At 64.4% G+C, this 21,495-nt stretch carries 16 protein-coding genes; 4 read left to right on the top strand and 12 right to left on the bottom strand.

What is annotated here, in order from left to right:
* Positions 1-247 precede the first annotated feature (247 nt).
* The 11 genes from FFS45_RS08600 to FFS45_RS08555 form a co-directional block, all read right to left on the bottom strand.
* Positions 248-994, bottom strand: a complete 747-nt coding sequence (locus tag FFS45_RS08600; RefSeq protein WP_137954202.1) for a GntR family transcriptional regulator — start codon at positions 992-994, stop codon at positions 248-250.
* A 39-nt stretch (positions 995-1,033) separates the two neighbouring features.
* Positions 1,034-1,432 carry an oxalurate catabolism protein HpxZ gene (hpxZ, locus tag FFS45_RS08595; protein ID WP_137954201.1) on the bottom strand — a complete coding sequence of 133 codons (399 nt, stop codon included), beginning with the start codon at positions 1,430-1,432 and terminating at the stop codon, positions 1,034-1,036.
* On the bottom strand, positions 1,423-2,097 hold the full coding sequence (locus tag FFS45_RS08590; RefSeq protein ID WP_137954200.1) for an isochorismatase family cysteine hydrolase: 675 nt from the start codon (positions 2,095-2,097) through the stop codon (positions 1,423-1,425). The genes hpxZ and FFS45_RS08590 overlap by 10 nt, the downstream gene beginning before the upstream one ends.
* Before the next feature lie 103 nt (positions 2,098-2,200).
* Entirely contained in the window at positions 2,201-3,826 is a 1,626-nt protein-coding gene (locus tag FFS45_RS08585) for an ABC transporter ATP-binding protein (protein WP_137954199.1), read from the bottom strand.
* Positions 3,827-3,832: 6 nt separating this feature from the next.
* Entirely contained in the window at positions 3,833-4,525 is a 693-nt protein-coding gene (locus FFS45_RS08580; RefSeq protein ID WP_137954198.1) for an isochorismatase family cysteine hydrolase, read from the bottom strand.
* A gap of 61 nt (positions 4,526-4,586) precedes the next feature.
* On the bottom strand, positions 4,587-5,513 hold the full coding sequence (locus FFS45_RS08575; protein ID WP_137954197.1) for an ABC transporter permease: 927 nt from the start codon (positions 5,511-5,513) through the stop codon (positions 4,587-4,589).
* Positions 5,506-6,621, bottom strand: coding sequence for an ABC transporter permease (locus tag FFS45_RS08570; RefSeq protein ID WP_137954196.1), 1,116 nt, complete (start codon positions 6,619-6,621; stop codon positions 5,506-5,508). The genes FFS45_RS08575 and FFS45_RS08570 overlap by 8 nt, the downstream gene beginning before the upstream one ends.
* 36 nt (positions 6,622-6,657) lie before the next feature.
* Positions 6,658-7,755 (bottom strand): BMP family ABC transporter substrate-binding protein, encoded by a 1,098-nt coding sequence (locus FFS45_RS08565; RefSeq protein ID WP_137954195.1) that lies wholly within the window; start codon positions 7,753-7,755, stop codon positions 6,658-6,660.
* A gap of 28 nt (positions 7,756-7,783) precedes the next feature.
* A complete protein-coding gene (locus FFS45_RS42715; RefSeq protein ID WP_283204752.1) occupies positions 7,784-7,918 on the bottom strand; it encodes a hypothetical protein in 135 nt (44 codons plus the stop codon).
* A gap of 261 nt (positions 7,919-8,179) precedes the next feature.
* Positions 8,180-9,271, bottom strand: coding sequence for an NAD(P)/FAD-dependent oxidoreductase (locus tag FFS45_RS08560; RefSeq protein ID WP_137954194.1), 1,092 nt, complete (start codon positions 9,269-9,271; stop codon positions 8,180-8,182).
* 168 nt (positions 9,272-9,439) lie between these two features.
* The gene (locus tag FFS45_RS08555) at positions 9,440-10,546 is read right to left on the bottom strand and encodes a porin (protein ID WP_171029603.1); all 1,107 of its coding nucleotides are present in this window, start codon (positions 10,544-10,546) and stop codon (positions 9,440-9,442) included.
* Between the two features lie 410 nt (positions 10,547-10,956).
* Between FFS45_RS08555 and FFS45_RS08550 the strand changes: the two genes are divergently transcribed.
* Together FFS45_RS08550 and FFS45_RS08545 are read left to right on the top strand one after the other, a co-directional pair.
* Positions 10,957-12,246 carry an AAA family ATPase gene (locus tag FFS45_RS08550; RefSeq protein ID WP_137954193.1) on the top strand — a complete coding sequence of 430 codons (1,290 nt, stop codon included), beginning with the start codon at positions 10,957-10,959 and terminating at the stop codon, positions 12,244-12,246.
* A gap of 5 nt (positions 12,247-12,251) precedes the next feature.
* Positions 12,252-13,991: a cobalamin biosynthesis protein CobT gene (locus FFS45_RS08545; protein WP_137954192.1), complete on the top strand. Its 1,740-nt coding sequence runs from the start codon at positions 12,252-12,254 to the stop codon at positions 13,989-13,991.
* A 71-nt stretch (positions 13,992-14,062) separates the two neighbouring features.
* Here the strand turns inward: FFS45_RS08545 and FFS45_RS08540 are convergent, their stop codons facing one another.
* Entirely contained in the window at positions 14,063-14,923 is an 861-nt protein-coding gene (locus tag FFS45_RS08540; protein WP_137954191.1) for an MBL fold metallo-hydrolase, read from the bottom strand.
* A 432-nt stretch (positions 14,924-15,355) separates the two neighbouring features.
* On the opposite strand from FFS45_RS08540, the gene FFS45_RS08535 reads away from it, so the two are divergent.
* A complete protein-coding gene (locus tag FFS45_RS08535) occupies positions 15,356-19,213 on the top strand; it encodes an autotransporter outer membrane beta-barrel domain-containing protein (RefSeq protein WP_249362727.1) in 3,858 nt (1,285 codons plus the stop codon).
* Positions 19,214-19,881: 668 nt separating this feature from the next.
* On the top strand, positions 19,882-21,489 hold the full coding sequence (locus tag FFS45_RS08530; protein WP_137954190.1) for a methyl-accepting chemotaxis protein: 1,608 nt from the start codon (positions 19,882-19,884) through the stop codon (positions 21,487-21,489).
* Positions 21,490-21,495: the final 6 nt, after the last annotated feature.

Below are 21,495 nucleotides of genomic sequence, written 5' to 3'. Positions count from 1 at the left end.
TGAGCGCTTCGCTTAACTTCTTGTGAGCAACTGCGGCAGGCGTGGTCTTGCGGGGATAAGTTGTGGGCGGAACAAAACCCAATCGCAGTGTAGCAAACCCATTTAGGTGCAATACGGCGTAGAGACCGCGCGGGTTAGTCGATCTCCGCCATGTTCCAGTGTCCGGGAGCCGTTTGGCCGGATTGACGCCGCGAGTTCGCGCGATGCGTCGCACAACGCGTCGCAAGGCGTTGCGCCCCCTATTCCCTCAGGAAACGAACGGCAGCTTCCGGTCGCGCGCCGCCGCCAGCATCGAGACGGTGATCTTGCGCACTTCGAGTTTGCTTTGGGTGATATGCGCGCGCAGAAGAATGCTTGCTTCGGGCAAGCGGTTGCGCTCGATCAGTTGCAGCATCGTCGCGTGTTCGTCGTAGGTCGCACTGGTGCGGTGCGGCTTGAGAAAATCCAGCCGCCGCACAATGCGGATACGCTCGGTCACTTCGTTATGGACGCGCAGCATTTCGCCATTGCCGGTTGCCGCCACGAGCTGACGGTGGAAGTTTTCGTCCATGCCGAACATGGTGACGGGATCGCTCTCGCGCAATGCGGGATCGATGCACCAGATGGTCTTGAGCGGTTCGATCGCTTCATGCGGCGCGTTGCCCGAGATCAGCCGTTCAAGGGCGGCCAGCTCCAGCACGATGCGCAGATCGTAGAGCTGGTCCAGTTGCTCGAAGTTGATCTGCGAGACTTTCCAGCCGCGCCGGAATCCCACTTCCAGATAGCCCTCGCGTTGCAGGCGAAACAGGCCGTCGCGCATCGGCGTGCGCGAGACGCCGTAATGCTGGGCGATATCGCTCTCGGAAAAGCGGTCGCCGGGGAACAGCCGAAAGCTGAAGATATCGTTCTTCAACTGTTGATACACCTGCTCGGCGAGCGCGTTGGGGGCGTTGGGGGCATTGCCCGCGAGCGGCGCGACCGCAGGCCTCACCTCGCGCGTGTCGGTTTCGCTCATGTCGCCGCCTCTCCTTGCCGTGTGCCTGTTATCGCCGTCTCACGGCACGGGGATGAGGCTAACGTGCGCCGCAACGATGATCCACCCATGATGAACACCCGACGCCGCGCCAAGACGCGCCCATGTCTGCATTTGCCGCCCTAGCAGCGGCGTTGCCTCACTCGTGAATTCCGTGCTGACGGTGGCATGGTCCACACCGAAGGTCGTCACCACCGTGCGGTGCAACCGCCGCGAGCGCGGCACCGGCTCGCATGCGGCGCGCCAGGCGCGAATCGCCGCGCCGCCGTGCTGCACTTCGGCGATGCCGTAACGCACCGTCTCCTGAGCATCCCAGAACAATGCGTTCATGCTCCCGATGTCGTTCTCGAGCAGCGCGCGTTCGTATTCGTCAAATGCCGCGGACACTTGCGCGACGATCTCCGGCAGGTTTACTTCCATGCCTGCACTCCCTCTTGCAATGCGGCGAGCGGCGCGGTCCAGCCGACGATGCCCCCTTGCGAGCGGATCATCTCCAGGCTCGCCTGCCTGAACGCCGGAAAATAGCTGGCGGTGGCGTCTTCGATCAGCAGGCATTCGTAACCACGGTCGTTGGCCTCGCGCATGGAGGTCTGCACGCAGACCTCCGTCGTGACACCGGCGAACAACAAGTGCGTAATGCCGTTTGCCTGCAGTGCTTCGCCTAACGGGGTGGCGTAGAACGCGCCCTTGCCGGGTTTGTCGATGACCAGCTCACCGGCACGCGGCGCGAGCGCGTCGATAATCGCGTTGCCGGGTTCGCCGCGCACGAGGATTCGCCCCATCGGTCCGGGCTCGCCAATGCGCAGATGCGGAGCGCCGCGCAGGCGTTTGGCCGGCGGACAGTCGGACAGATCGGGCGCATGCGACTCGCGTGTATGAACCACCAGCCAGCCCGCGTTGCGGGCAAGCGCAAGCAGTTCGGCGACGGTGGGCACAATCTGCGCCAGCAAGGAGACATCGTTGCCAAGCGATTCGCCGAAGCCGCCCGGCTCGATGAAATCGCGCTGCATGTCGATGATTACCAGCGCGGTGTGCTGTGGTTCGAACACGAACGGCGCAGGCAGCGCCTGAACTTCGATGCTCATGGTTTGGACCCAGTTATAAGGAGCGGCGCCTGCCCACCGGCAGGCGCCTGCTCAGTACCCCGTTTTTGTGTGGTTTTAGCATTGCTCTTTGTCGGACTGGCCGCTAATGCACTGCCGGCTCGTCTGTGTGTCCCGCCATGTGCCGCCCCAGCACGGCGCGCTCGGCGCCCGCTGCCGCGGTTTCGTACACCAGCCGTCCCTCCGCCATCACAGCGATCCGGTCGGCCAGTTCCAGCAGTTCGTCCAGATCCTCGCTGACGAGCAATACCGCCGCGCCCGCGTCGCGTGCCGCAATCAGCCGCGCGTGAATGTCCGCCACCGAGGCGAAATCGAGTCCAAACACGGGGTTCGCCACGATCAGCACGTCCACCGGCTGTCCCAGCTCGCGCGCCAGCACGGCCCGCTGCACATTGCCGCCGGAGAGCGTGCCGATCATCCGCTCGGGCGCGGGTGGCCGCACGTTGAAATCGCGGATCAGTTGCGTGGCGCGCTCGCGCATCGCCTTGCGGTCAAGGCGCCAGCCGCTGCGGCATAGCGGCGTGCGGTCGAAATCGCGCAGGGCGAGGTTTTCCGCCACACTCATGCCGGCGACGCAGGCGTTCTTGAGGGGCTCCTCGGGAATCGCGAACACGCGGCGTGTCGTCATTTCTTCCCGGGTGGCGTGATACGGCGCGCCCGCAATCTGCATGCCGCCTTCCACAGGGCGGCGTTGTCCGACCAGCGCCTCGACCAGTTCCTTTTGCCCGTTGCCGGAGACACCCGCAATGCCGAGAATCTCGCCGGCCCGGACCGTCAGCGTGACCCGACGCACCGCCGTATGGCCGCGATCGTCCTGCACGGAGAGCTCGCTTAACGCCAGCCTGATCGTGGCCTGCGGATCGAGCGGCTTGCGCCCGGCGCGCCCGGTGCGGATTTCGGCAAGCACGGGCGAGTCCTGAACAGAAGCTTCTGCTTGCGGCGCAGAACCGGTACCCATCATCCAGTTGGCGAGCTGTTCGCGGTCCGTTTGCGCAACCGCCGTGGTTCCTACCTGACGGCCTTTGCGCAGCACGGTGACGTCGTCCGCATACGCCATCACCTCGCGAAACTTGTGCGTGATCATCAGCACCGTCAGCTCGTCACGCGTCGTCAGATCGCGCATCAGGCCGAGCACCTCGTCGGCCTCCTGCGGCGTGAGCACCGAGGTGGGTTCATCCAGAATCAGGAAGCGCTGCCGCAGATAGAGCTGCTTGAGAATTTCGAGCTTCTGCTTTTCGCCGGCGGCAAGTCCGGCAACCGGGGCTTCGAGCGGCAGCCTGAAGGGCATGCGCTGCATGAACTCCGTCAACGCAGCGCGCTCGCGCTTCCAGTCGATTCGCCACGGCAGGCTGGCGCGCGACAACAGCAGGTTCTCCTCCACCGAGAGTCCCGCGGCCAACGTGAAATGCTGATACACCATACCAATGCCGAGCACCTGCGCATCGCGCGGCGAGGCGATGCTCACTTCGCGGCCGTCCGCGGTAATCTGGCCTTCGTCGAGCAGGCCATAACCCACCAGCCCCTTCACCAGCGTGCTCTTGCCCGCGCCGTTCTCGCCGAGCAGCGCGTGAATCGTGCCCGGTGCGACCTTGATGGAAACCTTGTCGAGCGCGCGGAACGCGCCGAACGATTTGCAGGCGCCCAGCACTTCGACGCCCAGTGCGTGCGTCACCGCATCTTGCGGCTGGTTATAGGGAGCGGGGGTCGACATGATCGCTCAGCGCCCGAGTGTGGCAAGCAGTGCTGACGAATCGGACACCGTGCCGAATACGCCGCCCTGCATCGTAATCATATGCAGCGCGGCGTCGTGGTTGCCCTTGTCGGTCGCGCCGCAGCAGTCGGCCAACACCGTGCATTCGAAGCCGCGATCGTTCGCTTCGCGCATGGTGGTGTGCACGCAGACATCGGTGGTGATGCCGGTCAGCACCAGATTGGCGATGCCGCGCGTGCGCAGGATCAGTTCGAGATCCGTGGCGCAGAATGAGCCTTTGCCGGGCTTGTCGATGATGATCTCGCCGGCGAGCGGCGCGAGTTCGCCGATGATCTCCCAGCCGGGTTCGCCGCGCACCAGAATCCGGCCACAGGGGCCTTCGTCGCCGATACCCACGCCGCCCGTTCCCGCGCGGCGGCTGCGCCAGCGCTTGTTGGCGGGCAGATCGGAGAGGTCGGGCCGATGTCCTTCACGCGTGTGAATGATCGTGAAGCCCTGCTCGCGCATCAGGGCCAGCACGCGCTTGATCGGCTCGATCGGCGCGCGTGTGAGCGACAGATCGTAGCCCATCTTGTCGACATAGCCGCCATGGCCGCAGAAATCCGTCTGCATGTCGATGATCACCAGCGCCGTGTTGTCCGGCCGCAGTTCGCCGTCGTAGGGCCACGGGTAAGGCTTCGCTTCGATGAATCGGTTCATGGTCGGCAACTCTTCAGATTGGCAATGGCGTTGGCATTTGATAAAGCATCGGAATGCTGCTTCAGCGCGTCAGGCTAAGCTCGCCCGGCGCGCCGGCCAGCGTGCGGTCGGGGCGGCAATTGATAATCATGATGGCGAGCGTCAGCACATACGGCGCAGCGTTGTAGAGGTAGTAGCCGCTCGTCACGCCAATGCTTTGCAAGGCCGGTCCGAGCGCCCCGGCCGCGCCGAACAGCAGTGCTGCAACGAGGCAGCGCAGCGGTTGCCAGCGCGCGAAGATCACCAGCGCGACCGCCATCAGCCCTTGCCCGCTGGAGAGCCCCTCGTTCCAGCTCCCCGGATACACGAGCGACAGATAGGCCCCACCGACGCCCGCAAAGAAACCGCCCGCCGCAGTCGCGGCAATCCGGATGCGCGTGAGCGGATAGCCCATCGCCCGTGCCGTTTCGGCATGATCGCCGACGAGCCGCAACGTCATGCCCCAGCGCGTGCTGCGCAGTCCCCACTGCAGCACAAACGCCAGCACGATGCCGATCACGAACAACGGATTGATATGCAGCGCGTTATGCAATTGCGGCGAGACGGCCCAGCTTCCGAGGTCGATCGACTGCAGCATCGGCGCCTGTGGCTGGATAAACGGCTTGCCGAGATAAAACGCGAGCCCGGTGCCGAGCAGCATTAACGCAATGCCGAAGGCGATATCGGAGACACGCGGCAACGAACACACGAGTCCGTGCAGGCAACCGAACAGCAGGCCCACCACGCCCGCAGCCAGCACGCCGAGCCACGGCGAGCCGGTCAGATACGAGGCGGCATAGCCGCTCATGGCGCCGGAAACCAGAATGCCCTCGAGGCCGAGATTCACGCGCCCGCCCTTCTCCGTCAGGCATTCGCCGAGACTCACGAACAGATACGGCGTGCTCACCCGAATCGCGCCGGCCAGCAACGAGAGCAACAGGATCACGACGGGCGAATGCATGTCAGGCATGAGTCTTCTCCAGTTGCACCGGCGTTTCGGTGACGGCGAGCGCCTGCAGTTTCAGCCGCCACGCGACAATGCGGCCGCCCATGGCTTCCCACGCCAGCAGGTTCGCGAACAACAGGCCCTGCAATACCAGCGTGGTGGCATCGGGCAGGTCGAGGCGCCGTTGCAGCAGACTGCCGCTCGCCTCGATGCCGCCGATCAGCACCGCGCACAACACAATCGCGAGCGGGTTTTGACGGGCCGCGAAGGCGACGAGGATGCCGCTATACCCATACCCGGCCAGCAGCGAGGCATTGGCGCTGCCCTGCACCGCGGCCACTTCGAACATTCCGGCCAGACCCGCCGCCGCGCCGCCCATCGAGCACGCAGCCAGCGCCAGCAGCCCGACCGGCAGGCCCACGAGACGCGCCGCACGGTTGCTGCCGCCCACCACGCGCATCGCGAAACCCCGCGTGCTGTGCCTGACGAACACCCATGCCGCCACGCAGGCCACGGCGCCCCATAGCAGGCCCCAGTGCACTTCGAGACCCGGCAACGAGCCGATCGTCATGGCGTCGGGCACCGGCAGCGTCGACGGTTTGTTCAGGCTCGCCGGATCGCGTAGCGGCCCCTCCACCAGATGCTTGAACAACGCAATCGCGATGTAGGACATCAGCAGGCTGCTGATCGTCTCGTTGACGCCGCGCCATTGCCGCAACGCGCCGACCGCGCCGATCCAGATGCCGCCCGCGAGCATCCCCGCCAGCGCCATCAAGGGCGTGGCGATGAACCAGGGGGTGCCCGCCGGCAAACACTGCGGCACTACGGCCGCAGCCAGCCCGCCGAGCGCCAGTGCGCCTTCGCCGCCGATCACCACCAGCCCCACCTGCGCCGGCAAGGCCACGCACAGCGCGGTCAGCATCAGCGGCGAGGCGCGCAGCAAGGTGCTTTGCCACGCAAACGACGAGCCGAACGCGCCCTGAAAAATCAGCCCGATGGCATCGAGCGCCGGAGCGCCCTGCAGCAGCAGGAACAGCCAGAACAGCAGCAAGGTACCGGCCAGCGCAAACAGCGTAGGCAAGGCCGGCAGCACGCCGAGCATCAGCCGGGCAGAACCCGCATTAGGACGCATGGCCGCTCCCTGAAAAGTGCGTGGACCGCGAGTGCATCAGATCTGCCCCACCACACCGGAGACCAGATAGTTCATGCTTTCGAGCGTGTAGTCGGTCTGCACGTGACTCGTGCCGTCCGCCACCACCACGCCGCCCTTGTTGTCCTTGATCGGACCTTTGAAGATCACGAATTCGCCGGACAGCATCTTCGCTTTCACGCCGTCGGCGCTTTGGCGCGCATCCGCCGTGACCTTCGCGCCATACGGCGACATCTTCACGAAGCCTTCCTTCAGGCCGCCGCGCAGCACGTTGGGCTGGGGCTTGCCGCCTTGCGCACCCGCCACCAGTTCCTTGTACGGCGTGGCCCAGTCCCACTCGGCGCCGGTCAGATAGCCCTTGGGCGCGAGCGCGGCCTGGCTCGCGTGATACCCGCAGCTCATGACGCCGCGCTTCTCGGCGGTTTCGATCACTACCTTCGGACCGTCGACGTGACAGGTCAGCACATCGCAGCCCTGGTCGACGAGGCTGTTGGCCGATTCCGCTTCCTTGACCGGCATCGACCAGTCGCCGGTGAAGATCACATGCGTGGTGATGGACGGATCGACGGATTGCGCGCCGAGCGTAAACGCATTGATGTTGCGCAGCACCTGCGGAATCGGCTTGGCCGCGACGAAGCCGAGCTTCTTCGTCTTCGTCATATGGCCTGCGACCACACCGTTCAGGTACTGGCACTCATCGATGTAGCCGAAGTAACTGGTGATGTTTGCCGGATTGCCCTGTTTCCACAGTCCGCCGCAATGCGCGAAGCGCACGTTGGGATACTTGGCGGCCATTTTCAGCACGTGCGGATCGAAGTAGCCGAACGAGGTAGCGAAGATCAGCGTCGCGCCGTCCTGCTCGATCATCGCCTCCATCGACTTCTGCACCGCGATGGTTTCCGGCACGTTCTCTTCTTCGACCACCTTGAGGTTGGGCAGCGTCTTGATCACGTTGGCAGCCGCCGCCTGTGCCTGGTTATAGCCGTAGTCGCCGCGTGCACCGACGTAGATCACACCCACGGTCAGTTTGCTGGCGGCGAATACCGAGTCGAACGGCAGCACTGCACCCAGCGTCAGCAGGCTGGCGTTCTTCAGAAAGTGGCGGCGGTTGCTCATGGTCGATCCGGTCTCGTGGGGTTGACGGTTAAGGTGTGGGGGCATCTGGGCGCAGCGTGGCGAGGCTCTGGCAAGCGGACAGGCGGACACGCGCGAGCGCCACACCGCGCGCAGCCAGGGCGCGGGTCGTGAGGAACGCTTGAGGTGTGTCCGGAATTGTCATGAGTTCAATCTTGAATACAAGTTTGAACTCCATCTAGCAGGAGCTATGCCAAATGCGTGAGATCAGGGGTTCTGGATGCCGGGAACGCTTACCTGGCAAGCAAACGGAGGCGGCTGACGGTTTTTTTTCGAGTACGCCGCGGCAGCTTGAGACGGCGTTGCCAAGGCCTGTTTTTGTGCGTCATTCCCCACAACTGGGCGAGCGTGAACCGCGGCGGGTCGTGAGCGGCGCCCGCCCGGTGTGGGTGCCGCCCGCTGCGTTCTACCCGGCGCTCGCCGCGACCCGTGCAGCGAGCCTCGCGTCATAGCTCGAATGCACGTGCACGCGCTTTTGCTCCGGATACGCATACGTATACGCTTTACGCAGCGCCAGCGACGCCTCGTGAAAACCGGACAGTATCAGCTTCTGCTTGTTGGGATAGTTGGCGATATCGCCCACCGCAAAGATGCCGGGGCGCGAACTTTCGTAGTTCGACGTATCGACGTCGACGCGCCCCGCGTGCAGGCTCAACCCCCAGTCCGCGATCGGCCCGAGGTCGGCGACGAGTCCGTACAGCGCCACGATATGCTCGGCCTCGAGTTGCGTGGCGCCGCCTATCTGCCGGATCTCGATTGATTCGAGCTTGCCGTCCGTCGCATGCAGGCCGGCGATTGCCCCGACCATGAAGTCCATCTCGCCGGCTTCTACCGCACGCCGCATCTTCTCGACACTCGAGTCCACAGCGCTAAAGCCATTGCGCCGATGCACGAGCGTGAGCTTGCCCGCCACCGAGCGCAGCGCCAGCGCCCAATCGAGCGCGGAATCGCCGCCACCCGCTACCACTACGTTCTTGCCGGCGAAGTCGGCGAGGTTGCGCACGCTGTAATGCACATGCCGACCTTCCAGCGGCACGGCTTCTTCCAGCGCAAGGCGTTGCGGCGCGAACGCGCCGTTGCCGGCCGCCAGCATGATGGCGGCCGCATCGAATTCGAGGCCTTGACTGGTTTTGACAGTCCAGCGGCCGTCCTCGCGTTGCTCGACGGTGTCGACGCGCTGGCCCAGATGGATCGGCACATCGAACGGCCGGCATTGCTCCAGCAGACGCTCGACCAGATTGCGGGCCGTGCATGAAGGAATGGCGGGAATATCGTAGATCGGCTTGTCGGGATACAGCTCCGTGCATTGACCGCCCACCCGTTCGAGCGCGTCGACAATCTGGCACGACAGGCCGATCACGCCCGCCTCGAACGCGGCAAACAGGCCGACCGGCCCGGCGCCGACGATCAGGACGTCGGTACGCAAGACGCCCCCGGCTTGCTGCGGCGCGGGCGATCCCGGCGATGCATCTGGCGGCGGTGCAGCTTCTGAAGTCATTCGGCGTCCTTGAGGTTGGGCGCGCCCCAGCGGAATGGTGAAAGAGCCGGGCACAGATCCAGCCCCGCTGAGCGCATATGGTCTCTCCACCATACAGACTCAACCGCCCCGCCGCAACGATGACACCACGAACCGTGTGGGCAGCCTCGCCCGCGCCGCTGCCAGTCCTTAGAATTGATGCATGATGCCGACGTATGCGCCCGTCTGCGATTCGCCCTGCAGCGGACTCGTGCTGGAGCTGCCTTCGCGCGGATTGGCGAGCAGCGAGAAGTCGGCCTGCTTGCCGTTGTCCACATAAGCGAGCGTGCCGTAGAGGAAGGTCCGCTTGGTCAGGTTGTAGGTCGTGCTGAGCGTGTACAGGGTGGCGTGGCCGGACGGATCGTGCGTCGTATCGCCGCCACCGTCGCCCACGTTCACGTAGAAGCCCGCGGCCGTCACGGCCCAGGCCCGGTTCACTGAATACGTTGCACCGAGCCAGTAGTAGTTGGCGCTGTCCGCCAGTCCGGCCGGCGTATCCGGCGCCGAGTAATGCGTGTAGGCGCCCTGGATCTTGATCGAATCGAAGTGCACGTTCGCGCCAACGAAGAACTCGCGCGAACTGGTGAAGATGTTGGTGAACTGGCCGTTGTTGTCGCGCAGTTCATCGTAGATGCCGCGCACGTCGAACAACTGCGAGTGGTACGAAAGCATCACGCCGTCCGAGCGGCCGAACTCGCCGGGCGCGCCGTTATTAAAGCCGTTCGCCTGATTGCCGAAGGCGTACTGGCCTTGCACGTCAAAGCCGGCAAAGACCGGGCTGTGATATTCGATGTTGTTGCTGGTCTGCTGCCAGTTGCGCCCGCGTACCAGCGAAGCCGACGAAAACGCCTGCTGCACCATCGGGTCGAATTCCCACACGCCGTCGCTGTCGATAAACAGATTGCGGCCGGCCTGCAGCGTGCCCCACTGATCGCTTTTCAGGCCAACGAATGCCCGGCGTGAAAACATCCGGCCGCCGCTCGTCGTGCCGTTAATCGCCTGCAAGCCGGTTTCCAGGGTGAAGATTGCGTTCAGGCCGCCACCCAGATCCTCATTGCCCTTGAAGCCCAGCATGCTGGTGCCCCAGTCGCCGCCTTCGGCGCTCCAGCTGGTCGCCGTGCCGCCATTGGCGGTGCTGACATGGTTCAGGTATTGCACGCCGGCATCCATGCGGCCATAGAGAACGACACTCGATTGTGCATGCGCGAGAGGGCTTGCCACCAGCAAGGTGGTCATTAGTTTTGTACGTAGTTTCATTGTCGTGTCGAATGCCATATCGTGGTTTCGCCCGTGTGCGGGCCGTCTTTTGCGACGCGGGATACGCTGATTGCGAATGAATCCGTGAATTGCGAAAACCATGCACTGCGCCACGCAGTAGCCCACGCAGTAACGGGCGCACCCGATTAAGGCTTAACTGTTGGAATTGCTTTAAGCGACGGCCGGATAGTGGTTCTTTTAAACACTTGCAAAAGCGCTCGCACTATAGGTGATACAGGTTTAACCGTATATTTCGCTTATGGCAATTACTATTTGACGCTGTTGCACTCGACATACAGCGTGAACGTCTGCCTTGCGCGAAGCATTTCTGGATGCGCCGCGCCGCAGGTCCGCGCTAAGATAAGCGTTTGCTCCCGGCCTGCACGGCTAAACCCGCTTGGCGCCCTCCGATGAATGCCCCTGACCTGACCGACGACGAACACCTTGGCCTGTACCTGCGCAACACCGACACCGGCGCCGAATGGTGGCGCGTCACCGTGGCGGATAGACCACAAACCTATCGCCTCGAACACGCCGTTCAGCCCGCCGAGGGCAACGCTGCGGTCGATATCGATCTGGTGGTCGACGCGGAGAATCTGCGCGCCAAGCTGAAGAAGTGGCATCGCGAAGGGTTTGCTTTCGAGGCGCGCGGTTCGGCGCCGCAAGCGGATGCGCAGCAACGGGCGGCGTTCATGCCTGAGCTGCAACGCGCTGCGGCGCAAAAACGGCGTGCCGCTCCGCGTGCGGCAGAAGCCAGGGGCCCGGATGAAGGATATGCCAACACTGAACCCGGCCACCCAGGGCCAGCCTCGATAACAAACAGCGCTGCCACCGTGCTCATCGGCGAAGTCGCTGTGCCATGTGGCGCCGGCGGCCCGCTGGTGCCGCGCGTCAACCCGGCGTATCTGTTCTCGGCGCGCTTTAACGACATCGTCGAAGATATCGTCGAGAACAAACGGGTCATGCTGATCGGCCACACCGGTGCGGGCAAGACCAGCCTGATCGAGCAGGTTGCGGCGCGGGCCCGTCATGGCGTGGTGCGCTCCAACATGAACGGCCAGACGACAGTCGGCGACTTCGTCGGCTTCTGGACCGTCAAGGGCGGCGAAACGCTCTGGGTCGACGGCGTCTTGCCCACGGCGATGCGCGAAGGGCTCTGGCTGATTGTCGACGAGATCGACTTCGCCGAGCCGTCCATTCTCGCTGCGCTGACTGCGGTACTCGAACCGCATGGCCGGCTCACACTGAAGGAAAAAGGCAACGAGGTGGTCGCGCCGCATCCGGCGTTCCGGTTGTTCGCCACGGCGAACGCAGTTGGCGCAATGAGCCAGTTCCGCCATCTGTATCAAGGCGCGAATCTGATGAACGAAGCCTTTCTCGACCGCTGGCGTGTGTACCTGCTCGACTATCTGTCGCCGGCCGAAGAAACCGACGTGCTGCTGCGCACACTCGCGCCGCATATGACGCGCCCCCTCGCCACCACGCTTGCAGCGATCGCGGCCGACTGCCGGGCGGCGTTCGCGCGCGAGGACCTGTCCAGCGCATTTTCGACACGGCGCCTGCTCGACTGGGCCGAACTGATGCTGCGCACCGGCGACCCCGAACGCGCCGCCGGCCCCGCTATCTACGCCAAGGTGAGCCCGGAAGACGCCACGCTGATCCGCGGCATCATTCGTCATCACATCGCACCCGCGGAGTGAGCGCAATGCACCCGGCGCGCGACGCCAAAGGCTTCGAGTTCGAATCCGCGCTCAGCAAGATTGCGCGCGTCCTCACGGGACAATACGGCGTGAGCGTCGTGTTCAGCCCGGATGGGCCGCGGGTCGAACAGGGACGCATTGTGATTCCCGACTACGAGGTCGGCGACAGCCTCTCCACCGACGTGCTGGTCGGCTATCTGGACCTGCTGGTGGCGCGCGCCAAACATTCCGCGCTGCCGCAACTCGAAGCGTTGCCGCAGGGCGTCGCGGCCAGTCTGGCGCAAGTGATCGAAGACCATCGCGTGTGTACCCAGTTGCTCGACGAGTATCCCGGCGCGCGCTGGTTTATCGGCAAGCTGCGCGCGCATGCCGCCGCGCGCACGCAGCAAAAGTGGAATCGGCTGCGCTGGCGCGACCGTTTCGTCTGGCGTGTGGAACGTGCGTTGTGGGATGAACCTGCCAGCGGCGCGGAGGCAAGCCACTCGCTTTCGGCTGCGCTCGTGGCCGCGCAGGATCTGCTGGAGCGCGCAGGCCGCAGCCGCTCGACCGCGGACAGTATCGCGGCGGCGCAGGCGATCCTCGCGCGGGTTCGCGCGCTCTCGGCGGGTGACGTCAACAACATGATGTTCACCGCCGGCACCGTCGAGGACATCGACACCGATCCGCTGCATGCAACGTTCGAGCCGTTCGAAAGCGACGGCACCCGCGCGAGCGAAGAAAGCGCGGCACCCTCCCCCTCTGAACCGGCCGGCAGTGCCGAAGCGCTGAACGGCGCCGGCATGGGCCACGCGCTCGCCGACGCGCAACCGTCCGCGGCCCGCGCCGACAGCACGACGCAAACGCTGCGCGCTTCCGCGCGCATGGTGATGTCGATCCCGCTCGCCACCGAATTCGACGTCGTCAACGACCAGACCGGGCGCGGCGACCTGGCCGCATGGCGCGAGTTGCGCACGCGGGCCCGTGCCGAAACCGCCCAGCTCAAGGAAAAGCTCGAACGCGCCCTCAGCGCCGACGAACGCACGCGCTGGCGGCGCGAGCAGGAGCGCGGCGAGATTGACACGCCTTCGCTGGCGAAGCTTGCCACCTCGCCCGGCTATCGCACGCCGTTCAAGGTGAAGCGGGCGACCAAAGGACGCGACGTTGCGGTCACCTTGCTGATCGACCGCAGCGGCTCGATGGCCGGGCGCAAGATCGAACTGGCGCAGCTATGCGCGGCGGCGCTCGGCGATGCGTTGACGCAGTTGGGCTTCGATTGCGAGGTGCTCGGCTACAGTTCGATCGAGTCACCGCAGATGAAGCAGCTATACGAGCGCCAGCGTGCCGCCGGCGCCGATCTGCACCGCTACAACCGCCTCGTCGAGCGGCTCGATCTGCAGGTCTACAAGCGCTTCGGCTTGGCGGATCTGAGCGGGTTGACGGGCATCGACTGCGGCCACGAAAACCCCGACGGCGAGGCGCTCGCCTGGGCCGCGACCCGCCTGGCGGATCACGCTGCCGAGCGGCGCATCCTGATGGTGTTCTCCGACGGCTATCCGGCGACCGGCGACGGCGACCCGCTCGTGTTGCGCAGCGATCTGCGCGAACGGGTCGCCGCCATCCAGAAGCGCGGCATCGAACTGGTGGGGATCGGCGTGCTCACGGACGCGGTGGAGGCGTTTTATCCACACAATGTGGTCGTGAGCCGGCTGGCCGAACTGCCCTCGACGGTCTTCTCCGTGCTGAGCGCGATGTTGCTTAAACGCTAGCCGCCTTCGTGGGGTATACGTGGCTGGTCAATCGCGCGTCAGCCATGCCTGGTCGCGCGTACAAGGCGCCCTCACAGTGCATTCAGCGGAATCTTCAGATAGCGCACGCCGTTATCCTCCGCCGCCGGTAGCGCCCCGGCGCGGATATTGACCTGGATTGCCGGAAGGATCAGCGTCGGCATACCGAGCGTGAGGTCGCGCGCCGTGCGCATTGCCACAAACTCTTCTTCCGTCACACCGTCGTGCAGATGTATGTTGCTGCGCTGCTGCTCGGCGACGGTAGTGAGCCACTGAGGCTCGCGCGTGGCGGGCGGATAGTCGTGGCACATGAAGAGCCGTGTATGCGCAGGCAACGCAAGCAGCTTGCGCACGGAGTGGTAGAGCGTCCGCGCGTCGCCGCCTGGAAAATCGCAGCGTGCCGAGCCCACGTCCGGCATGAACAGCGTATCGCCGACAAACACCGCGTCCCCGATCTGGTAAGCCAGGTCAGCCGCCGTATGACCGGGCACGTGGAGCGCGCGCGCCGTCAGTGAGCCGATCGCGAACGTTTCGTCCGCGGCGAACAGATGATCGAACTGCGTGCCGTCGGGCTGGACTTCCACGCCAAGATTGAATATGCCTTTAAATATGCGCTGCACGGCGCGAATGTTCTCGCCAATCGCCGTGCGGCCGCCGAGCGTCTGTTTCAGAAACGGCGCAGCGGAGAGATGGTCGGCATGCGCATGCGTCTCGAGCAGCCACTCCACCCGCAGCCCGTGCTGGCGAACGAAGTCGACTACGCGCTGCGCAGACACCGTCGAAGTACGGCCCGACTTCGGATCGTAATCGAGCACCGGATCGATCACTGCACAGGCCGAACCCTCGCCCGCGTGCACCACGTAGGTCACGGTGGAGGTGGTCTGATCGAAGAAGGCTTCTACGAGGGGCGGCATGGTCGGCTCCGGATAATCGCGCGAAAGCTCTATTATCGATGAACCCGGCAATAGTCCGGGCGACGTCGCGCAATGCGAGCAGTTGGTCCGCCTGGACGGCCGAACCGGTCCATTTGCCGTTCGAAAATTTGCCGTACGAAATCCTGAAGCGCTGCGGCGCCGCAGGGCACCCGGACGCGCCATATTGACGAGCCATATTGACGAGCCACATGGACGTTGCCGGAACGGGACATCCGGCTCATACTTGAATCGTTGAAATAATAAGGATTACAAACATTATTTGAAACAAACGAGGCTGGCATTGCAAAAAAAGCACTGCTCCGGTCTCGTGCGGCAAAGCGCAGGCCCGAAGTCGGGCGCAGACGCTTCATTCCGCCGTCTTCACGGTGCATGTGTCGATAACTTCGAATAACAGTCAATGAGACAAACGACATGAACGAAATACGTCGCACAGCAGGCCGTTCATTGCGTGGCAAGCATGCGCTGCGCCCCATTTCCGCGGCAATCCTGATAGGCGTCGCACCGCCCATTTACGCGTTGACGGTACTGAATTCGAGCACGACAACGCAAACGCTCTCGACAGATACCAGCTATCAGCTCAACGCCGGTTCAATGGTATCGACCACTATCGGAAATGCAATAAACGTCGAAGGCATAGCTCCCGTCACGTTGATAAACGCAGGAACGATCATCAGTTCGGTAAACAATCAGGCCGCAGGAATCCGCTTCGACGTGAGCGGTTCGCTGATCAATCAGGCCACCGGCCGCATCTCCGGCAATACATACGGCGTGTTCATGAATGGTGGCGGCAGCAACAACAACGTGACCAACATGGGGGATATCAGTGTGCAGGCGAGCCACGCCATTGCATACGGCGGTACAACGAGCGGCACCATTGACAATTTCGGCACGCTCAACGGCGGCACTGCCGGGCCGGTCGGCTTGACGGCCGACGGCATTTACCTGGACTCCACGGGAACGGTAACCGTCAACAACCATGTGGGCGCATCGATCCGCTCGGGTGTGAACGGCTCGAGCTATGGCGTGGGCATAGCGGTGGTCAGCGGTTCCGTGACGATCAACAACGACGGGACGATCAACAGCTACCATGAGGGCGTGGTGGCCACCACCACTACCGCGGTGAACGTGACGAACAGCAGCACCGGTGTCATTCGGGGCACCCTCGGGCCGGGTGTCCAGTTCGACTACACGGGCACGCTCGTCAACAATGGGGCGATCTCGAGCACATTGGCACCGGGTGTCGACATCAGCTATGGTCAGATCACCAACAATGGCCAGATCTCCAGTGCATCGGCGGCGGCCATCCAGTTAGGCGGGAAGGACAACAGCGTAACGTTGGGCACCGGTTCCGCATTGAGCGGCGCGAACAACGAATCGATCCTCAGCATCTCCCCCGGCAATACCCTCACGCTGACCGGTACGGATACCGAAAACGGCAATTTCACCTCCGCTTCGCTTTCAACCGGCTTCGCTCAATTGACGCTCACGTCCGGCAGCAACTGGACGCTGGGCGGCAACGTCACCATGAGCGGCAGCTCCGCCGCGACCGAGAGTATCCTGGGCCACCTGACGCTGGGCGGCACGCTTCTCAACAGCCCGGGCAGCGGCGCCACGATCGCCAGCGGCGGCGAACTGATATTGGGCACGGGCGGCGCGGGCGGCAGCGTGACAGGCAATATCGTCAACAACGGTCTGCTCGAATTCAACCGCAGCGACAGCGCGATCTTCAACAACCAGATAACCGGCAGCGGGACGATGCTGCAGGACGGCACCGGAACCACGATCCTGACGGGGACCGGATCGACCCAGGGCAATGTCTCGGTCAACGCCGGCACGCTGCTGCTCGCCCAGAGCGGCACGTTCAACACCGCCGGCAACTACGCCACCGCGGCGGGCGCCACCACCGCGGTGCTGGGCCGGGCCACGCTCGTAGCAGGCAACCAGTTCACGATGAACGGCACGCTCGACAGCGTGGCGGGCAACGCCTCGCCTCCCGTGACGGCGAGCACGGCGACAATTGGAAGCGGCACCACCTTCAACCTGGCGGGCTACACGGCAACGCCAGCCGAGAGCGCCTCGCAGCTTGCTTCCAGCGTCTTTACCGAGATCCATACGACGGCGCCCGGCGGGCTGAGCGGCGCCTTCTCGACCGTCTGGATCGGCGGTTCGGCCGGTCCGGCGGACTACCTGACCCTGACTTCGGCGTACACCGCGCAAGACTATAAGGTTGGGGTAGGACTGACATGGTACGCGGCGTTGAGCACAACGCCGCAAGCAGCCAATGGTGTCTTTACGCTCTCCAGCGCCGCCGATTCGTTCAATATGGACGTCCCGCTCGCCGACCAGCCGGCCAATCCCGCCACCGGCTGGGACGGCAAGACGCTCACCAAGGCCGGCGCCGGCACGCTGCAGCTCTCCGGGGCCAATACTTACACGGGCGCCACCCTGATCGACGGCGGCACGCTGCAGGCCGGCGCCGCCAACGTTTTTGCCAGCAGTTCGCAGGTGGCGGTCGCCGCGGGCGCATTGCTCGACCTGAACAGCTTCGACCAGCAGGCGAACAACCTGACCGGCTCCGGCAACGTCTCGCTGGGCACCGCGACCCTGACGGCCAACAACACGGCCAGCACCACCTTCGGCGGCATCATCAGCGGCAGCGGCGGCCTGAACAAGACGGGGGCTGGCCCCCTGATCCTTTCCGGGGACAGCAGCTACACCGGCGCCACCACGATCGCCGCCGGCGCGCTGCTGCTCAGCAATGGCGCGCAACTCGCCGGCACGCCACAGGTGACGGTAGCCCAGGGCGCGACGCTGGGCGGTTATGGCGGCGTGGGCGGCAACGTGACCAACAACGGCTTGCTGGCCGTCGCCGACGCAGCCCCCGGTTTCTCCGGCGCAGGCGCCGGCAGTTTCACGGTGGGAGGACAACTGGTCAACAGTGGAGAAATCCGTATGGCCAGTCCAACCCCGGCCAGCACGCTGACCGTTGCGGGCAATTACACCGGCAACAACGGTCTGCTGAGCCTGAGTACCGCGCTGGGCGGCGACCCGTCCCCGACCGATCGCCTTGTCGTGCGCGGCAACACCACCGGGCAAACTTCAGTAGCAGTCCAGAATGCTGGCGGCGAAGGCGGAGAGACGGCCAACGGCATCCAGATCATTCAGGTCGACGGCCAGTCAAACGGCGTGTTTTCGCTAAATGGACGGGTGGTTGCAGGCGCCTACCAGTATGACCTGTACAAAGGGGGCATCAATACGCCCGACGATGGCGACTGGTACCTGCGCTCGCTTTCGCTGGGCCCCTCCCCCGAGCCTGTGCCGCGTCCGGAAACAGGCGGTTACCTCAGCAACCAGGTGGCTGCGCAGGACATGTTTATCCATACCTTGCATGACCGGGCCGGACTTCCCGACCCCGCTGGCACGGATGGCGCCGCGGGCGACGCGCCGACGGCCTGGGTACGCGCTACCGGTGGCCGCGTCGACAGTCAGGCGGCGGGAGGACTGGTCGCTGAAGCGACCGACTCGGCGCTCGTCCAGGCAGGCATCGACCTGTTTCATCGCGTGGCGAACAATCAGCGGTGGCAGGCCGGCATCATGGCCGGCTACGGATCGGCTACGACCGACTCCAGTTCGCAGGGCAACCCCGCTACGGCGCGCAGCTATGTCAACGGCACCAATGCAGGCATATACGGCACCTGGCACGGCAACGCAGCGGGTTCCGACGGCCCGTATGTCGATAGCTGGGTGCAGTACACGCACTACGACAATACAGTCAACGGCAGCGGTTTGAGCGGCGAAAGCTACAGCAGCCAGGTCTGGTCCGGATCGGTGGAGGGCGGCTGGGCGTTCATGCTCGGGCATACCAGCACCGGCCCCGTGCTTCTCGAACCGCAGGTCCAGTTCATCTACTCGGGCTACCAGATGGACGACCATACCGAAAGCAACGGCACGGTTGTCCATAGCGAGGACAGCGGCGGGCTGATCACGCGGCTGGGCGCCCGTCTGTTTCACGCGCCCGGGTCGAGCACGGCGCCGGCCTGGCTGCCCTTTATCGAAGTCAACTGGTGGCACAACTCGAGCGGCAATGCGATTGCCTTCGACAATACCGTCATCACGCAGGACGGCCCGAAAAACCGGGCGGAGCTGAAGGTGGGGCTGCAGGCCCAGTTGGCAAAGCAATGGCGGGTCTGGGGACACCTCGGATTCCAGCAGGGCGATGGAGGTTACCGCAGTTTCGACGGACTGCTCGGCGCGCGATACATGTGGTGATCGCGCGATGACCTCCCCTGCATCGACACGCCGGCGCCCGCCGGCCCGACGCCGCGCAATGAAACCGGCGTGCGCGAGCGACTCGCGCAGCGTCGTGCCGATCGGTCCGCCCGCCGACAGCGCTCCTGTGATCTGCACGCCCGAGCCTGCTGCGCTCGCCTGCGGGATCACTCGCCCGGACCAGTGATGTGCGTCGTTGGAGGACGCTTGAGCGACCGGCAGACATATCGACGCGAGGCGCGAGCAGATCGAACCGGGGCCGCGCTCGTCTTGCAGGGTTGTCATGTCCCCTGCAAGACGGATCAGCGTGAGCGCGGCGCCATGAGCGGGCGCCTCGAACGCCCCGGGTGCAGCCGCGGCCAACGTTGCGCTGGGAAACACTGTCGCAACGGAGCACTGCATCGATCAGGATTGCATATCGATCTGCGGCCTGAGATTCGCTTGATTGAACGCATCGACTTTCACCGCCTTTCTCCATGCTCATTGAATAGCACCCTTCGCTTACCGAGGGTTTCACTCTAGAAATCTTCAGTCCGGGAATGCCGATAATTGGGTGAGAGAGCCTTGGGCTCGCTGCTGCAGTGCCGCAGCGGCGCAGGATGGGAGGCGCCGCCCCGCGCCGAAAGTACAAGGCCTGACGTACCCAACAGGCCTTTCACGGAGTGTGAATGCGCAAGCTCGGATTCAAGCAAAAACTCTGGCTGCCGCTCCTCGTCAGCCTGACCGCCCTGCTGCTGGTATCGGTCTCGGCGGCTTATTTGTCGTATCAAACCCGCATCGACGAGCGCAAGAACGACCTGGTCAACGTTGCGCATATCGGCCTGTCGATTGTCGAGGAGTACGCGGCGCTGGCGCAGGCCGGCAAACTCACCGAAGCTCAGGCGCGCCAGCAGGCGCTCGAACGCTTGCGCGGCATCCGTTATGGCGAGGACGGCTACTTTCTCGTCATCAACTCACGGCCGCAGATGGTGATGCACCCGATGAAGCCGGCGATGGAAGGCAAGGACCTGAGCGATGCCGCCGATGCCGATGGCCGCCATCATTACGTGAGCTTCGCCTCGGCTGCGCAGGCGCCGCAAGGCGGCTTCGTCGACTACGTATTTCCGCGGCCGCACCTGAGCGCGGCCAACGCGGTCGACAAGCTCGGCTACGTAGTGCGCTACGCGCCATGGGACTGGATCATCGCAACCGGCGCCTATACCGACGATATCGCCGCCGCGTTCCACAACTCGCTGTACGCGGCAGGCGGCGTGTTCCTCGTGCTGGCGCTGCTGCTGGCCCTGCTGGTGGCGCTCACCAATCGCAGTATCGAACGCACGATTGGCGGCGATCCGCATGATGCCGCCGACGTCACCGAAGCGATTGCGTCGGGCAACCTTGCGGTGCCCATCCGTACCCGCAGAAACGACACCGATAGCCTGATGCAAACCATCCGCCGCATGCGCGACGCACTCAAGCGCACCATCGGCGAGATACGCGGCGTGGCCGATCACGTGGCCATCACCGCGCGCGAAATTGCCAGCGGCAACGCGGACCTCTCGGCCCGCACCGAAAGCCAGGCGGCGGCGTTGCAGCAAACCGCATCGAGCCTCGAGCAGATGACCTCGATGGTCCATCAAACGGCGGAAAACGCCCGCAGCGCGAGCCAGCTTGCCACCAGCGCCGCGCAGGTCACCGACCGCGGCGGCGCGATGGTGGTCGAAGCGGTCGCCACCATGCGCGACATCTCCGACGAATCGCAGAAGATGGTGGACATCATCGCGGTGATCGAAGGCATCGCGTTCCAGACCAATATTCTTGCGCTGAACGCCGCCGTCGAAGCGGCGCGCGCCGGCGAAGAAGGCCGCGGCTTCGCGGTGGTGGCCGGCGAGGTGCGCAATCTCGCGCAGCGCAGCGCGAGCGCCGCGAAGGAAATTCGCGGCTTGATCCAGCACGCCGTGGACAAGGTCGGCGTGGGCGCCGAACTGGTGGAAAGGACCGGTACGACGATTCAGGAAGCGCAAACCGCCATGGCGCGAGTGACCGCCATCGTGCAGGAAATCGCGGCGGCGGTGGGCCAGCAAAGCCAGGGGATCGAGCAGATCAATCTGGCCGTCACACAGATGGACAACGTAACGCAACAGAATGCGGCGCTCGTCGAACAAGCCGCGGCTGCGGCACAGTCCTTCGAAGACCAGGCGCGCCAGCTGCAAGCGGCTGTGGCTGCCTTCAAGGTGGGCGAGGCAGCGCCGGATGCGGTGAATGCAGCGGATGCGGTAGCTTACGGGCGGCGTTAGGCCGCC

The organism is Burkholderia sp. 4M9327F10, assembly GCF_005503145.1.
Classification (GTDB): Bacteria; Pseudomonadota; Gammaproteobacteria; order Burkholderiales; family Burkholderiaceae; genus Paraburkholderia.
This window is presented reverse-complemented; position numbering and strand designations above follow the sequence as displayed.

Coding starts and splice junctions, on each gene's coding strand:
- FFS45_RS08600 (WP_137954202.1), bottom strand. CDS start 994: ATGAGCGAAACCGACACGCGCGAGGTGAGGCCTGCGGTCGCGCCGCTC.
- hpxZ (WP_137954201.1), bottom strand. CDS start 1,432: ATGGAAGTAAACCTGCCGGAGATCGTCGCGCAAGTGTCCGCGGCATTT.
- FFS45_RS08590 (WP_137954200.1), bottom strand. CDS start 2,097: ATGAGCATCGAAGTTCAGGCGCTGCCTGCGCCGTTCGTGTTCGAACCA.
- FFS45_RS08585 (WP_137954199.1), bottom strand. CDS start 3,826: ATGTCGACCCCCGCTCCCTATAACCAGCCGCAAGATGCGGTGACGCAC.
- FFS45_RS08580 (WP_137954198.1), bottom strand. CDS start 4,525: ATGAACCGATTCATCGAAGCGAAGCCTTACCCGTGGCCCTACGACGGC.
- FFS45_RS08575 (WP_137954197.1), bottom strand. CDS start 5,513: ATGCCTGACATGCATTCGCCCGTCGTGATCCTGTTGCTCTCGTTGCTG.
- FFS45_RS08570 (WP_137954196.1), bottom strand. CDS start 6,621: ATGCGTCCTAATGCGGGTTCTGCCCGGCTGATGCTCGGCGTGCTGCCG.
- FFS45_RS08565 (WP_137954195.1), bottom strand. CDS start 7,755: ATGAGCAACCGCCGCCACTTTCTGAAGAACGCCAGCCTGCTGACGCTG.
- FFS45_RS42715 (WP_283204752.1), bottom strand. CDS start 7,918: ATGACAATTCCGGACACACCTCAAGCGTTCCTCACGACCCGCGCCCTG.
- FFS45_RS08560 (WP_137954194.1), bottom strand. CDS start 9,271: ATGACTTCAGAAGCTGCACCGCCGCCAGATGCATCGCCGGGATCGCCC.
- FFS45_RS08555 (WP_171029603.1), bottom strand. CDS start 10,546: ATGAAACTACGTACAAAACTAATGACCACCTTGCTGGTGGCAAGCCCT.
- FFS45_RS08550 (WP_137954193.1), top strand. CDS start 10,957: ATGAATGCCCCTGACCTGACCGACGACGAACACCTTGGCCTGTACCTG.
- FFS45_RS08545 (WP_137954192.1), top strand. CDS start 12,252: ATGCACCCGGCGCGCGACGCCAAAGGCTTCGAGTTCGAATCCGCGCTC.
- FFS45_RS08540 (WP_137954191.1), bottom strand. CDS start 14,923: ATGCCGCCCCTCGTAGAAGCCTTCTTCGATCAGACCACCTCCACCGTG.
- FFS45_RS08535 (WP_249362727.1), top strand. CDS start 15,356: ATGAACGAAATACGTCGCACAGCAGGCCGTTCATTGCGTGGCAAGCAT.
- FFS45_RS08530 (WP_137954190.1), top strand. CDS start 19,882: ATGCGCAAGCTCGGATTCAAGCAAAAACTCTGGCTGCCGCTCCTCGTC.